At 72.9% G+C, this 13,604-nt stretch carries 12 protein-coding genes; 7 read left to right on the forward strand and 5 right to left on the reverse strand.

What is annotated here, in order from left to right; genetic code table 11:
- Positions 1–47: 47 nt before the first annotated feature.
- Positions 48–1,106 (reverse strand): S8 family peptidase, encoded by a 1,059-nt coding sequence (locus ACY34I_RS22195; RefSeq protein ID WP_462756994.1) that lies wholly within the window; start codon positions 1,104–1,106, stop codon positions 48–50.
- A 98-nt stretch (positions 1,107–1,204) separates the two neighbouring features.
- Between ACY34I_RS22195 and ACY34I_RS22200 the strand changes: the two genes are divergently transcribed.
- On the forward strand, positions 1,205–1,627 hold the full coding sequence (locus ACY34I_RS22200) for an acyl-CoA thioesterase (protein ID WP_462756995.1): 423 nt from the start codon (positions 1,205–1,207) through the stop codon (positions 1,625–1,627).
- Between the two features lie 168 nt (positions 1,628–1,795).
- On the forward strand, positions 1,796–2,233 hold the full coding sequence (locus ACY34I_RS22205) for a PPC domain-containing DNA-binding protein (protein ID WP_148802927.1): 438 nt from the start codon (positions 1,796–1,798) through the stop codon (positions 2,231–2,233).
- Positions 2,234–2,241: 8 nt separating this feature from the next.
- Here the strand turns inward: ACY34I_RS22205 and ACY34I_RS22210 are convergent, their stop codons facing one another.
- On the reverse strand, positions 2,242–4,467 hold the full coding sequence (locus ACY34I_RS22210) for a hypothetical protein (protein ID WP_462756996.1): 2,226 nt from the start codon (positions 4,465–4,467) through the stop codon (positions 2,242–2,244).
- Positions 4,468–4,722: 255 nt separating this feature from the next.
- On the opposite strand from ACY34I_RS22210, the gene ACY34I_RS22215 reads away from it, so the two are divergent.
- From ACY34I_RS22215 to ACY34I_RS22230, 4 genes are all read left to right on the forward strand, one after another.
- Positions 4,723–5,874 carry an NRAMP family divalent metal transporter gene (locus tag ACY34I_RS22215; RefSeq protein ID WP_462756997.1) on the forward strand — a complete coding sequence of 384 codons (1,152 nt, stop codon included), beginning with the start codon at positions 4,723–4,725 and terminating at the stop codon, positions 5,872–5,874.
- A gap of 149 nt (positions 5,875–6,023) precedes the next feature.
- A complete protein-coding gene (locus tag ACY34I_RS22220) occupies positions 6,024–7,157 on the forward strand; it encodes a hypothetical protein (protein ID WP_462756998.1) in 1,134 nt (377 codons plus the stop codon).
- A 53-nt stretch (positions 7,158–7,210) separates the two neighbouring features.
- The gene (locus ACY34I_RS22225) at positions 7,211–7,501 is read left to right on the forward strand and encodes an ArsR/SmtB family transcription factor (protein WP_462756999.1); all 291 of its coding nucleotides are present in this window, start codon (positions 7,211–7,213) and stop codon (positions 7,499–7,501) included.
- Positions 7,498–7,881, forward strand: coding sequence for a VOC family protein (locus tag ACY34I_RS22230; RefSeq protein WP_462757000.1), 384 nt, complete (start codon positions 7,498–7,500; stop codon positions 7,879–7,881). The genes ACY34I_RS22225 and ACY34I_RS22230 overlap by 4 nt, the downstream gene beginning before the upstream one ends.
- A gap of 24 nt (positions 7,882–7,905) precedes the next feature.
- Here ACY34I_RS22230 and ACY34I_RS22235 read toward each other — a convergent pair whose 3' ends face one another.
- Positions 7,906–9,066, reverse strand: coding sequence for a hypothetical protein (locus tag ACY34I_RS22235; protein WP_462757001.1), 1,161 nt, complete (start codon positions 9,064–9,066; stop codon positions 7,906–7,908).
- 85 nt (positions 9,067–9,151) lie between these two features.
- Here ACY34I_RS22235 and ACY34I_RS22240 point away from each other — a divergent pair, with 85 nt between their 5' ends.
- The gene (locus ACY34I_RS22240) at positions 9,152–10,201 is read left to right on the forward strand and encodes a zinc-dependent alcohol dehydrogenase family protein (RefSeq protein ID WP_462757002.1); all 1,050 of its coding nucleotides are present in this window, start codon (positions 9,152–9,154) and stop codon (positions 10,199–10,201) included.
- Between the two features lie 48 nt (positions 10,202–10,249).
- On the opposite strand, the gene ACY34I_RS22245 is transcribed toward ACY34I_RS22240, so the two are convergent.
- Together ACY34I_RS22245 and ACY34I_RS22250 are read right to left on the reverse strand one after the other, a co-directional pair.
- Positions 10,250–12,382 (reverse strand): amylo-alpha-1,6-glucosidase, encoded by a 2,133-nt coding sequence (locus ACY34I_RS22245; RefSeq protein ID WP_462757003.1) that lies wholly within the window; start codon positions 12,380–12,382, stop codon positions 10,250–10,252.
- A gap of 184 nt (positions 12,383–12,566) precedes the next feature.
- Positions 12,567–13,514, reverse strand: a complete 948-nt coding sequence (locus ACY34I_RS22250) for a DMT family transporter (protein ID WP_462757004.1) — start codon at positions 13,512–13,514, stop codon at positions 12,567–12,569.
- Positions 13,515–13,604 lie beyond the last annotated feature (90 nt).

Below are 13,604 nucleotides of genomic sequence, written 5' to 3' on the forward strand. Positions count from 1 at the left end.
GGCAGCCGGCGAGCCGGTATCCGCGCCCGGCTCGCCGGCGGAGGGCGTCAGGTGCGTGGCGCCGCCACGGCGGCTTGGGCGTCGACGATGCCCCAGCCGTACACCGGCGAGTAGACGCCGCGCAGGCCGAGCACCGGGGTACGGGCCGTGGACATCAGCACCGAGTACACGTTGTCGAGGCTGCGGCCCTGGGCGAAGAGCAGGGCCGCGACCCCCGACACGGCGGGCGTCGCCATCGACGTCCCGGCGTACGCGTCGTAGTTGCCCTGGCCGCAGCCGGCGGAGCCGGTGCCCACGGGGACACTGGACCACACGTCGTCGTCGCACTTGACCAGGCCGGCGCCACCGGGAGCGGCCACCGCCTTCAGGTCGGCTTTCACGCCGAGGTTGGAGTACCAGGCTTTGACCTCGTTGCGGTCGGTGGCGGTCACGCAGAGCGCGCCGGCCTCCCAGGCCGGAGTGTCGCACAGCGGCGCCGTCTCGTTGCCGGCGGCGGCGACCACCGCGACACCCCTCGTCTGCGCGTACGCGATCGCCGCGGTCGCGTCGGACTCGAGCCCGGTGAGGGTGAGCGCCTGCGAGCCCGGCAGCGCCCCGAGACTGAGGTTGATCACCTTGGCGCCGTGGTCGGCCGCGTAGCGGATGCCCGCGGCGATGTCCGCGAAGCTGCCACTGCCCGCCTCCAGAACCTTGATCGGCATGATCTTCGCGTCCGGGGCGACGCCGGCGATCCCGACCCCGTTGCCGGTGGCCGCGGCCGCGATGCCCGCCACGTGGGTGCCGTGCTCGTCGCCGGCGTCGGCGGTGCCGTTGGGGCCCCGCCAGTCGCCGTTGCCGCAGGAGGTCGGGCCGCAGTCGACGAAGGTGGCGCCGGGCACGAGCTTGGCGCTCAGGTCGGGGTGGCCGAAGTCGACGCCGGTGTCCACCACGGCGATCACCACACCGGCTCCGGTGCTGGTCGCCCAGGCCTGTTCGGCGTTGATCTGCCGCAGGCCCCACTGCTTGTCGTACAACGGATCGTTGGTGGCCGCCTGCGCGGGTGTGGCGACGGCGGCGACGAGCGTCGTGGCCACGGCGGCGCCGGTGAGCAACCGGATGATCGACATGAGGCCTCCTCAGGTACGGCAGGGCTTACCTCCGTATCGGTGACCAGAGTCGATACGTAACAGCGGCACGATCAGCGCGGCCCGCTACGCTCCCGGACATGGGAGATCCGTTCCGGGTACGCATCACCGTCCGCGGCTACGAACTCGACACCCAGGGCCACCTGAACCAGGCCGTCTACCTGCAGTACGCCGAGCACGCCCGGTGGGAGTGCCTGCGCGCCGCCGGCATCTCGCAGGACCGGCTCATCGCCAGCGGGGTGGGACCGGTCGCCCTGGAGGTGACCGTGCGCTACCTGCGGGAGCTGCGCGGCGGGGACGAGGTGGACGTGTCCTGCGGGTTCCGCTGGGGCGAGGGCAAGACCTTCCACCTCGACCAGGACTACACCCGCGCGGACGGCACCCCGGTGGCGACGCTGACCGGGGTGGGTGGGCTCATCGACCTGTCGGCCCGGCGCCTGGTGCCCGACCCGCGACAGCGGTTCCGGGAGCTGGCCACCGACCCGGGGCCGCTCAACCTGTGACACCGCGCCGGAGAACGGTGCGGGGCGAGCGCCAGGTCGCTCGGGAATGCCACCACCGGAGGAGCCGGCTGCCTACGCTTCGGGGGGGAATGCTCCGGCGGCCGGGACCGCCGCGCACGCGCCTCGGCGTGGCCGGAGTCCACGAGGTCGTCGACACGGGAGATCGGGATGAGACTTCGCGAGCTGCGCCACCAGACCGGGCGGGTCCTGGTGGTGGTCTGCGACAAGGAGGAGGAGGCGGTCAGCACCATCCGCGCGGCGCTGCGAGAGCACGGCCTGATCGCCGCCCGGGTGTCCGCGGTGGGCGGGTTCGCCGACGCCGAGGTCGGCTGGTTCGACCGCGAGGCCGGCGACTACCGGCGCATCCCGGTCACCGAGCAGGTCGAGGTGCTCTCCCTGCTCGGCGACGTCGCCGCGCAGGACGGCGAGCCCGCCCTGCACGTGCACGCGGTGCTGGGACGAGCCGACGGCAGCACGGTCGGCGGGCACCTGCTACGCGGCCGGGTGTGGCCGACGCTCGAGGTCATCATCTCGGAGGTGGCGCCGGAACTGGCGAAACGGGTGGACCCGGAGACCGGCCTGGCCCTGATCTCCGCGGCCCGCTGAGCGCGAGGTCACCCCGTACGCAGGCGGATGACGAGGTCGCGTACTGCGCGCTGGTGGTCCGCGTCGTTCGGGTCGAGGGTGTGTCCCCGAACCGGTGGCGGCACAGTGTCCCCGGGTGGGGTCAGCAGCCCGCGCGGGTCCCGCACCCGCTGATCCACGCCGCCGGCCGGATCGCCGCCGGCCGCCCGGTCGCCCGCCGCCGGCCCGGCCGGCCCGGGCGAGAAGACCCAGCCGCCGATCCAGTCGGTGTCCCGCCACAGGTTCCGCCAACGCCACCGCACCCGGTCGCCGATGTCGCGCAGCGTGCCCGGGCCGAGATACGCGGGGAAGACCACGCTGTAGAGGCGACGCAGCGGATTGGCGTCGGTCACCAGCGCGACCCGGTCGAGGCACGCCGGCTCCAGTTGCAGCACCACGGCGGCCGCCAGCAGCGCGCCGTGGCTGTGCCCGGACAGCACCACGGCGCCGTGCTGCCGGGTGAGATACCGGATCCGTCGGGTGAGTTCCGGCACCGCGCGTTCGGTATAGCAGGGCGGGGCGAGCGGATGCGTGGTGCGCGGCCAGAACGTGGCCAGATCCCACAGCACCCCGACGATGCGGACCACCCGCGCCCGGTTGGTGTACGGGGCGGCGACCGCCATGGCGACGGCGAAGAGCCCGGTCAGGTTGGTGCCGACGTGGCTGAGGTACACCGCGGCCTCGGCGAGCGACTCGCCGCCGATGCGCAGGCCCAGCTCTCTGGGCCCGATGCTCGCCAGGGAGAGCCCGGCGGAGGCGAGGATCAGCACGAAGATGACCGCGTACGCGGCGGGCAGCGGCCAGCTCCGGTCGGTCAGCTGCGCTCGGGCGATGACGTCGCGCACCGCGCGGACCCGGGGCTGCGGCTCCGGCGGGGCGTCCGGGAAGTCCCGGCGCAGGATCTCCATCGCGGCCCGGCGCCGTCGACGCAGCGTCAGCCGGCTGCGCAGGAGGGCGGCGAGCGCGGTCACCAGGACCGCCACGAAGAAGCTCATCGCGGCCCACCGGTACACCACCGGCGGCAACAGTGACGGGACGTCGCTGGGCAGCAGTCGGCGTGGGGTGGGGTTGAGGTTCCGGTCGAGGTAGTACGAGGCCGCGTAGAGGACGGCGGACGAGTAGGCCACCCCCAGACCGATGGCGAAGGCGACGACGACGGGGGCACCCAGCCCGCCGAGATAGGCCGGAACTCCCGGCCGGCTCCGCCGGCGCAGGACCACTGCGGCGAGGGCCAGCATGAGCGCCGCCTGAAGCACGTAGAGCCAGGCGACCAGAGCGTCGTAGCCGGGCAGTTCGGTCCCGGGATTCCACCCGGACCGGGGCCGGGCGGCGTAGCCGACCGCCAGCGCGGTGAGCAGCAGCATCGCGGCGCGTACCGCTTGGACGAGCGTGCCGATCGGTCGGTCCGCGGGCTGACCGGGCCGGGCCGGGCGGCAGAGCAGCGCCGCCGCGGCGACGATGACGACGGTGACCAGGGCGAGCAGCGCGTAGCCGGCGGCGCGGTTGTCGTGCGGGGCGACCGCGCCGAGCACGGCGACGTCGACGGCGCCGAGCGCGATCGCCACGTGCAGCGCGTGCAGCCGGCGCAGGAGGGCCTGGTTGTCCCAGAAGTCAGGGTCGTCGAGGTGCAGGGCACCGCACCCGCCCGGCACCGTGGTCGCCGAGGCGTCCTCGGGCAGCCGCCACGATCTCGCCCCGAGCCACGAGACAATCGCCACGGCGGCGATCGGCACCAGGGCGGACAGCGCGATCCGCTGCCCGGGCTGCACGTCGGACAGCCACGAGACCGCCCGGCGGTTCGCGGTGCAGTGCTGGTAGGCGGCGCACTGCCAGGCGACGAGGTCGAGCGCCACGCCGACGACGGCCAGCACGTACATCGCGGTCAGTGTGGCGGCGAGCAGCCGGCAGACCGCCCGGGCGACCGCGACGGGACCGGCCGGTGCGGGCGGGAGCATCCAGATCGCGACGTTGCTCAGCATGAACGGCAACAGCAGCACTAGGGAGAGGGCGCGGGCCGCCCGTCCGCCGGTCAGGCCGCCCCAGCGGTACGCCTCGATGAGCGCCCCGCCCGGCCCGGTCGGGTCGCCGTAGCCCGCCTTCGGGCGGAAGAACCCGGCGTCCTGGTCGCCGGCGACCCGGGTCACGATCGGCCGGTCGAGGATCTGCTCCGCGCTCGCTCCCCCGACGCCCGGTACCCGCAACTCGGTCGTCTCCACCGGCCTCGCCGTCCCGTCGACTGTTCGCCGGTACCCGCTTACCCGTTGCCTCGTGCCCCACGCCCGCCAGCGACCGGGCGGGCTTTCGGAAACCTCCGCCCTGGCGTTTGGACCCGCTGCCAGATTTGACGGATGGGCGATCGCCGGAGGGTCCGAGGCCGTAGGGGTCGGGCGGGCACGCACTCCGGCGGGTCCAGGTTGCGGTCTCTGGGGCCCGGCCTGGTATCGGGAGCGGCGGACACGGATCCGACCACGGTGGCGACGCTGGTGGTGGTCGGGGCGAGCACCATGTTCGGGCTGGCCTGGCTGACCCTGTTGATGATGCCGGCGCTGGTGGTGGTGCAGGTCCTTGCCACCCGGGTGGGCGTGCTGTCGGGGCGGGATCTGCAACGGGCGGTCCGCGACGGCTACGGCCACGCGGCGAGCGTCCTGCTGTTGATCTCGATCCTGGCGGTCAACGTCGTGACGATAGCCGCCGATGTCGCCGCCGGAGCGGCGGCGATCGGCCTGCTCGTCGGGCTGGAGTCCCGCTGGCTGGCCCCGGCCTTCGCCGCGGGAGTCCTCGTCCTGCTGCTGTTCGGCAAGTACGACGAGGTCGAACGGGTGCTCAAGGTGGTGATGCTGGGCCTGCTCGCGTACGGGGCGGCGGCGGTGCTGGCCCACCCGCACTGGCTCGCGGTGGCCCGGGGCAGCCTGATCCCGTCCATCCCCTTCACCGAGGCTCATCTTGCGGGGGCGCTGGCGATCCTCGGCACCACGCTGACGAGCTACATGTACGTGTGGCAGACGGTGGAACAGGTCGAGGAACCGTTTGCCCGCGAACGGCTCCGGCTGCGCGAGTTCGACGCGTTGGTCGGCGCCGGCCTGGCCGCGGTGAGCTTCTGGAGCATCCTGGTCGCCAGCGCCGCCACCCTCGGCGCGCACCACCAGCAGGTCGAGACCGCCGAGCAGGCCGCCCAGGCGCTGCGTCCCCTGGCCGGGCCGGCGGCCGGGGTCCTGTTCTCGCTGGGGTTGCTCGCCTCCGCGCTCATCGCGGTACCGGTGATCATGGCCAGTGGCGGGTACGTCACCGCCAGCGCCTTCGGCTGGCCGCGCGGCCTGAGCCGCACCCCCCGCCAGGCGCCTCGGTTCTACGCGGTGGTCGTCGCCCAGACCGTGGCCGGCGTCGCCCTGGCCAGCACCGGCATAGGTCCGATCCGACTGCTGTTCCTGGCGAGCCTCATCGGTGGCATCGCCACCCCGCTGGGGCTGGTCCTGCTCGTGCTGGCCGCCGGGAACCCGAGGCTGATCGGTGCCACCCGCATCCACCTGGGCCTGCGGCTCGCGGGTTGGGCCGTCGCCGCGCTGGTGGCCGTCGTCAGCCTGCTCTTTCTGGCCCAGCAACTGCACCTCGCGCCAGGGTCGTGACGGGCGCCGGGCCTGATTCGGCGGCGCGGCGGGGTAGCCAGGTCGCGTGGGTCGGCGTTGAACCCACGTACGGCGCGGTCGGCGGGGGGAACGGTGGTGTGTGACATGGGCGCGGTGGCCAGCGGGGGCACGAGCGCCGCTATTCCCTGGTGGGTACGGCGGTCCGGGTGGACCTGATGCGGTGGCTGTCGGGGGTGCTCGGGCTGGCCGTCCTGGTGGTCGTGGCGGGCAGCATCCTGCGCAATCTGGTGGTGCCGCGCGGGTTGGGGTCCGCGCTGGTGCGGGTGCTGTGGCTGTCGCTGCGCTGGTTGCTGCGCCGCGCGGGGGCGCCCTTCGACAGCTACGAGGCCCGCGACCGGTTCCTCGCCTGGCTCGCCCCGGGCGTGCTGATCGCGATGCTGTGGTCCTGGCTGTTCGGGCTGCTCGCGGCGTATGGGTTGCTCATGCACGCGGTCTCCGGGATCTCCTGGCCGGACTCCTTCCGCGAGGCCGGTTCCAGCCTGTTCACCCTCGGCTTCGCGTCCGGGAAACGGTCCGCGCTCAACCCGCTGGACTTCATCGCCGCGGCGAGCGGACCGGTGGTCATCGCGCTGCAGATCGCCTACCTGCCGACGTTGTACGGCGCGTTCAACCGCCGGGAGCAGGAGGTCACCCTGCTCCAGTCCCGCGCCTCGCAGCCCGCCTGGGGGCCTGAGCTGCTGGCCCGGCAGGCCCTCGTCGGCACCGTGGACGAGCTGCGCGGGTTGTACGAGGACTGGGAGCGGTTGGCCGCCGACATCGGCGAGACGCACAGCAACTACCCGGTGCTGCTGTCGTTCCGCTCGCCGCGCCCGTACCGCGGTTGGGTGGTCGCCCTGATCGCGGTGATGGACGCCGCCGCCATGCACATCTCCCTCACCCCGTCCGCGGCGCCCGTCCCCGCCGCGCGGCTGATGCTGCGCTCGGGCTTCACCGCGCTGCGCGAGATCGCCCGGGTGGTCCGCATCCCGTTCGATCCCGACCCCGACCCCGGCGATCCGCTCCGGCTGACGTTCGAGGAGTACGCCGAGGCGGTGGAGCACGTGAAGAAGGCGGGCTTCGTGGTGGAACGGTCGGCGGAGGAGTCCTGGCCGCAATTTCGCGGTTGGCGGGTCAACTACGAGGGCATCGGCTACGCGCTGGCCCGCGCCGTCGACGCCGTGCCGGCGCTGTGGAGCGGCGAGCGGGACTTTCCGCACACGCCGCTGGCGCCCCAACGGCCGGTCGACCGACGGCCGGAGTCGCCATCCGGCGGTCGAGGCTGACGCGCGCCCCGCAGACTTGATAGGCAAGTCGCTGCTTGCATATACTCGGCGCGGTGAAGGAGGACGTGTTCCGAGCAATCGCCGACCCGACCCGTCGCAGGATTCTCGACGAGCTGACCGAACGCGACGACCAGACCCTGTTCGAGATCTGCTCCCGGCTGACCATGCGGCACCAGATCACCTCCTCCCGGCAGGCGATCTCGCAACACCTCGAGCTGCTGGAGGCCGCCGGGCTGGTGGTGTCGCGACGGGAGGGGCGTTACAAGTTCCATTCCATCAATCCCGCCCCGCTCGAACAGATCGTCGAGCGGTGGCTCAACCACCGGACGAAGGAGTCCTCGTGAGGATCAACCTGAGCAGCGTGCTCGTCGACGACCAGCAGAAGGCACTGCGGTTCTACACCGAGGTGCTGGGCTTCGTGAAGAAGACGGAGATCCCGATGGGCGCGGTCAGCTGGCTCACCGTCGTCTCCCCCGAGCAGCCGGACGGCACCGAACTGGTGCTCGAGCCGGACGCCCACCCGGCGGCGAAGCCGTTCAAGGCGGCGCTGGTCGCCGACGGCATCCCGTTCACCTCGTTCGCCGTGGAGGACGTGCACAAGGAGTACGAGCGGCTGCGGGAGAAGGGCGTCGTCTTCACCCAGGAGCCGACGGCCATGGGCCCGGTGACCACCGCGGTGTTCGACGACACCTGCGGCAACCTGATCCAGATCGCCTCCCAGTAGGGCCGGGCGACGGGCCGGAGGTGGCTATCCGGCCCGCACCGCGATCTGGTCGAGCTGCGGCAACGCGACGCCGAGGTCCCGGGTCCGGCCGGCCGCCACCTCGACGGCGTGCAGTTGGCCGTCGACGCCGGCGACGAACAGCCACCGGCCGTCCGGCGACCAGGCCAGCCGCTGCAGGAGAAACCCGGGTTGCACGGCCAGATCCACCGGGGCGTTACCGCCGGAGCGCAGGTCGAGCAGGTGGAGCCGGTATGTCCCGCCCGAAGCGGTCACCCAGATCGCCGCCCTCGTCCCGTCCGGCGAGATCAGCCCGCGGCTGACCTCGCTCTCGTCCAGCCGCAGCGGCACCGCGCGGCGGGCCCCGTCGCGCTGCTCGATCAGCACCGTGCCGCAGCGCAGGCGCTCGTCGCACTCCCGGGCCAGCCAGTGTCGCGGGCCGACCGCGAGCACCTCCCCGGTGGTGATCCGGTGGACACCGTCGGGGCGCAGCGAGTAGACCCCGCCGGTCGCGGCGACGAGCGGATACCCGGCGCCGTCCGGCTCGGCGAAGCTGCGCATGCCCTGCGGGAGCTCGAGAGCCCGCCCGGTGCGCCGGCCGTCGAACCGGACCAGGAGCATCCGCCCGGCCTCGTCGTCGCTCACCCAGACCGACGTCGGATCCGGGCCGGGCAGCGCCGTGCCACCGCGGCTGAGGTCGTCGGTCGCCTCGACCGCCGGTCGGCCGTCCGGCACCACGTAGCCGGGCACCGTGTCCAGCGGCCGGACGACCACCCGGTCCGGGCCGACCAGGAAGCTGACCGGCCCGGTGCTCCGCAGCGCCGGCATCGGGGTGGTGGTCACCCGGCCGGCGGCGAGGTCGATGCGGACGACCACGCCCGGTCCCCGGCCGTGCAGCTGCCATCCGGCGTCCACTCCCAGCAGGGGGTGGCCGACCTCGGTCACCACCGGGGCGGTCGATGTGGGGGTGGGCCCGCTCGGCGACGCGGCCGCCGTGATCGCGGACGGCGGCCGGGTCACCGGCGGCCGGTCCGCGCGGCTGTCGGCGCCGGTACGCGCGTACACGGCCAGCCCGACGCCGGCGACGAGCACCAGCGGCAGCCACTTCCGCCAGGGTCGCCGCGGGCGGTCCTCGCGGACCGGGCCGCCGATCTCGATGATGTCGCCCGGGTGGTCGTCGGCCGTCACGCCGCCATCATCCCGCGCGGCGTCGCCTCGCGCTGACCCCCGTCCGCCCTTGGCCGGCCGGCCGGGGCATGTGAGGATGCGGCGCATGCGTGCGGTGATCTTCGACGAGTTCGGTGCCCGACCCGAGGTCCGCGACGTCCCGGACCCGGTGCCGCCGGCCGGCGGCGTCGTCATCCGGGTGGCGGCGACCGGGCTGTGCCGCAGCGACTGGCACGGTTGGCAGGGGCACGACCCCGACATCCGCCTGCCCCACGTCCCAGGCCACGAGTACGCCGGGGTCGTCGCGGCGGTCGGCGCCGGCGTACGCGGCTGGCGCCCCGGGGACCGGGTCACCGTGCCCTTCGTCTGCGCGTGCGGGCAGTGCCCGGCCTGCCTCTCCGGCGACCAGCAGGTGTGCGAGCGGCAGACGCAGCCGGGCTTCACCCACTGGGGATCGTTCGCCGAGTACGTGGCGGTGCGCGACGCCGACGTCAACCTGATCCGGCTCCCCGACGAGCTGGATTACCCGGCCGCGGCGGCGCTCGGCTGCCGGTTCGCCACAGCGTTCCGCGCGGTGGTCGGCCAGGGCCGGGTCACCGCGGGCGAATGGGTGGCGGTGCACGGCTGCGGCGGGGTGGGGCTCTCCGCGGTGATGATCGCGGTGGCCTGCGGCGCGCGGGTGGTCGCGGTCGACGTCGCCCCAGATGCGCTGGACCTCGCCCGAGCCTTCGGGGCCACGGTGTGTCTGGACGGCCGCGCCCTCGCCGGACCCGGCGCGGTGGCCTCGGCCGTTCGCGAGGCGACCGGCGGCGGGGCGCACCTGTCGCTGGACGCCCTGGGCAGCCACGCCACCTGCGCCGCGTCGATCGAGGGCCTGCGGCGGCGCGGGCGGCACGTGCAGGTCGGGCTCCTTCCCGCCGCCCAGGGTCGCCCGGCCCTGCCGATGGACCTCGTGATCGCGTACGAGCTGGAACTGCGCGGCAGTCACGGCATGGCCGCGCACGCCTACCCCGAGCTGCTCCGGCTGGTCACCGCCGGCGTGCTGCGCCCCGCCGAGCTGGTCACCCGCACCATCGGCCTCGCCGAGGTGCCCGACGCGTTGGCCATGATGGACCGGCCCGCGCCGGGCGGGATGTGCCTCATCCAACCCTGGTGAGTCGCACGGGGTGGCCGTCCGGCGTCATCGGCTCACCCGGCCCAGGGCTCATCGTGGTGGCGGTAGTTGGCTGGGTCGGACGGTGGCCTGCCGGCCTTTCGCTTCGATGTCCCAGCGTCCGCCGAAGGCGTTGGTGCCGACCAGGCAGATCCGGCCGATGCTGTCGGGCAGGTCGGGGTCGACGACGAGCTTCCCGTCCCGGGTGTCGAGACCGAGCATGGTACGGAGGAACATCAGGGGCGCCCCGCTGGCCCAGGCCTGTGGGCTGCACGCGGTGGGGTAACGCACGGGAATCCGGCTCCAGGCCCGCTGGTAGCCGGAGAAGGCTTCCGGTAGGCGGTCGTCGGTGTAGCGGGCGGCGTCGAGCATCGCGAGGATGATCCGATTGGCCTCGTGGCGGAAGCCGTAGCGGGCGAGGCCGTGGGCGATGAGCGAGTTGTCGTGCGGCCAGACGGTGCCCATGTGGTAGCCGATCGGGTTGTAGCCCCGGTCGGCCGTGGAGACCGTCCGGACACCCCAGCCCGAGAACATCTCGTCGGACATGAGCTGGCGGGCCACGATGCCGGCCCGATCGGCGGGCACGATGCCGCTCCACAGCAGATGGCCCATGTTGGAGGTCATGGAGTCGATCTGGTTCTTGTCCCCGTCGAGCCCGATCGCGTAGTAGCCGCCCCGGCGGTCGATCCAGAAGTCGCGGTTGAACCGGTCGTGCAGTTCCTCGGCCTCCCGTCGAAGCCGCTCGGCGAGCTCGGGTTCGGCGAGGGGCCCCTCGGCCAGTTCGGCCACCCGGAGTTTGGCGTCGTAGGTGTAGCCCTGCAGCTCGCAGGTGGCGATCGGCAGGACGGGGATGCTGCCGTCGGCGAACTGCACGCCGTCCCAGGAATCGCGCCAGCACTGGTTGCCCAGCCCCTGCGAGGATCGCGTCGCGTACTCCACGTAGCCGTCGCCGTCGCGGTCACCGTACTCGTCGATCCAGCGGAGGGCGGCGTGTACGTTGTTCCGGACCTGCCGCACCAGCGCGTCGTCCCCGGTGAAACGCCAGTACTCGGACAGCGCGATCAGCCAGAGCTGGGTGGCGTCGGAGGTGCCGTAGTAGGGGTCGTAGGGTTTGACCCCGGTGCGGGTCAGCTCGCCGGCGCGGATCTCGTGCAGGATCTTGCCGGGCTCCTCGTCGCGGAAGTCGTTCAGCTCGTCGCCCTGATGGTGGGCGAGGGTCAGCACCGCGCCCCGGGTCAGCCTGGGCCCGTAGCAGACCGTCTGGTACGCGGTGATCAGCGAGTCCCGTCCGAAGACGCTGAGGAACCACGGCAGCCCCGCCGCCGGGAAGTCGATCTGCGTGCCCTTCAGCTCGCGTTGGATGCGCAGGGACACCAGGTCGTCGATGGATTTGGCGAAGATCTCCGGCAGGATCGGCGAATCGCCGTGCAGGGTCGGGGCACCCTTGCGCCACTCGTGCGCGGGGTCCCCTTCGACGCTCTCGAACACCCGCCGGAACTCCCGAACCGTCATGACGACGTCCCGGGGCGAATGGAGGGCAGGCACCGTCAGGTCGCAGACCCACGCGTCGCGGGGTTCGAGGGTGATGTCCCAGCTGAAGTCGTTGTTGTCCAGCCGTTGCGCCGCCGGCTGGGCGTGGACCTCGGTGATCGCCTGGTAGTCGCCGGACCGGTAGTTGAACACCACGCAGGAGCCGTCGTCGCTGTGCCGTCGACTGATGTCGCCCGAGCGGTCCCGGACGGTTTCCTTGATCTCCAGGATGTCCGCGAAGTCGGTGTCCACCGCCAGCCGCAGTTCGACGGTGATCTGCTTGCCGGTCAGGTTCTGCAGCTCGATGCGTTCCTGCATGCCCCGCCCGACGAAGCGCTGCCGGCGCAGCCCGACGCTGTTCGCCGGCAGGCCGGGCAGTTCGGGATTGGTGAGGAAGAAGGCGGCGGCGTAGGGACGGACGGTGGACGAGTCCAGCACCAGCAGCGGCGAGCCGTTCAAGAACAGCTGCCACTGGCTGATGTACCGGGTGTCCGCGTAGACGAGGCCGCCGATCGATCCGGGCGGCACGTCGCCGACCGCGTCGGAGTACATGAAGGAGCCGTCTTCGACGATCGCGATGGCGTTGGGGCCCAGTGCCGGCGGCAGCTTCCGGATCGTCTCCTCCAGCAGCCGTTCCGCTCCCTCCGTCGGCATCGGATCCGCCGGCGTCGGCCGTCGACCTGCGATCGTCACCACCCGCACCCCCCACCGGCGGACCGGACCGTCGCCCCGGACGGCCAGCCCCTGCCAACGGTATGCGCTGGCCGGCCACCCCAGCGGGCGATCCGGCAAACAGCGGCTGCGGGGCAGGTCGGTCCTCGGCTGCGCGGCTCTCGCCTTACGAGCGCTCCCGCGCGCCGGCCGGTTCCGGGAGTCGACCTCCGGTTCGCCGCGGGGCGACGGCCCGGCGTCGGGGTCGCCACCGCGTCATGCCGACGCCGAGCAGGACGACGGCCATGCCGACGGTCGTCCGGATCGTGACCGGCTCGTCGAGCAGGAGCGCGCCCAACGCCACCGAGACGACCGGCAGCAGGTAGCCGACGCTGGCGGCGTTGGTGGCGCCCTCGTGGGTGATGATCTTGTAGGTAAGGTGGAAGGTGAGCGCGGTGCAGCCGAGGGCGAGGACGACGAGGGCGCCGACCGACGTAATGGTCACCTGCGGCGCCTCGAGGCCACCGACGGGCAGGAACAGCGCGCTCCAGCCGGCCGCGGCGAGGAGCTGGGCGCTGGACAGCACGATCGTCGGAACTCCTCGGCCGACCAGAGTCCGCCCCATATAGGCGAAGGCGGCGGCGTAGCTGGCCGCGGCGCCGAGGATGGCCAGGGCGTTCCAGCTGACCAGACCCCCGTGCCGCCACGGGGCGAAGATGGTCACGACTCCGGCGAAGCCGAGCAGGAGGCCGCCGAGGCGGATCGGGCGCAGGTCGCGCTCCGCGCCGCTCGCGAACCCCAGCAGCAGGGCCCAGAGTGGGGTCGTGGCGTTCAGCACCCCGGCGGTGCCCGATTCGACGGTCCGCTGGCCGATGCTGAACAGGGCGAACGGCAGGGCGTTGCAGAGCAGGGCCGCCACGGACAGGTGCCGCCAGATCGACCGGTCCGTAGGCAGGCGGTGACCGGCCAGCCGGCACACCAGCAGGAGTGCCGCCGCGCCCAGGACGCAGCGGGCGAAGGTCACCTGGGCGGGTGAGAACCCGTCCAGGGCCACCGAGATCCACAGGAAGGTCGAGCCCCACAGCAGGGCCAGTACGCCCACCCGGACCAGGTTCCGGACGCCGTCGCTGATCATGGGTCTCCCGTCGGGGCGTGTCGTCGCGTCGTGCCGGCTCCACCGTCCCCCGGCTGGACCATCAGAACAAGTGAAGGTTCCTACCTGATC

It is taken from the genome of Micromonospora sp. RTBAU3-60, assembly GCF_054963695.1.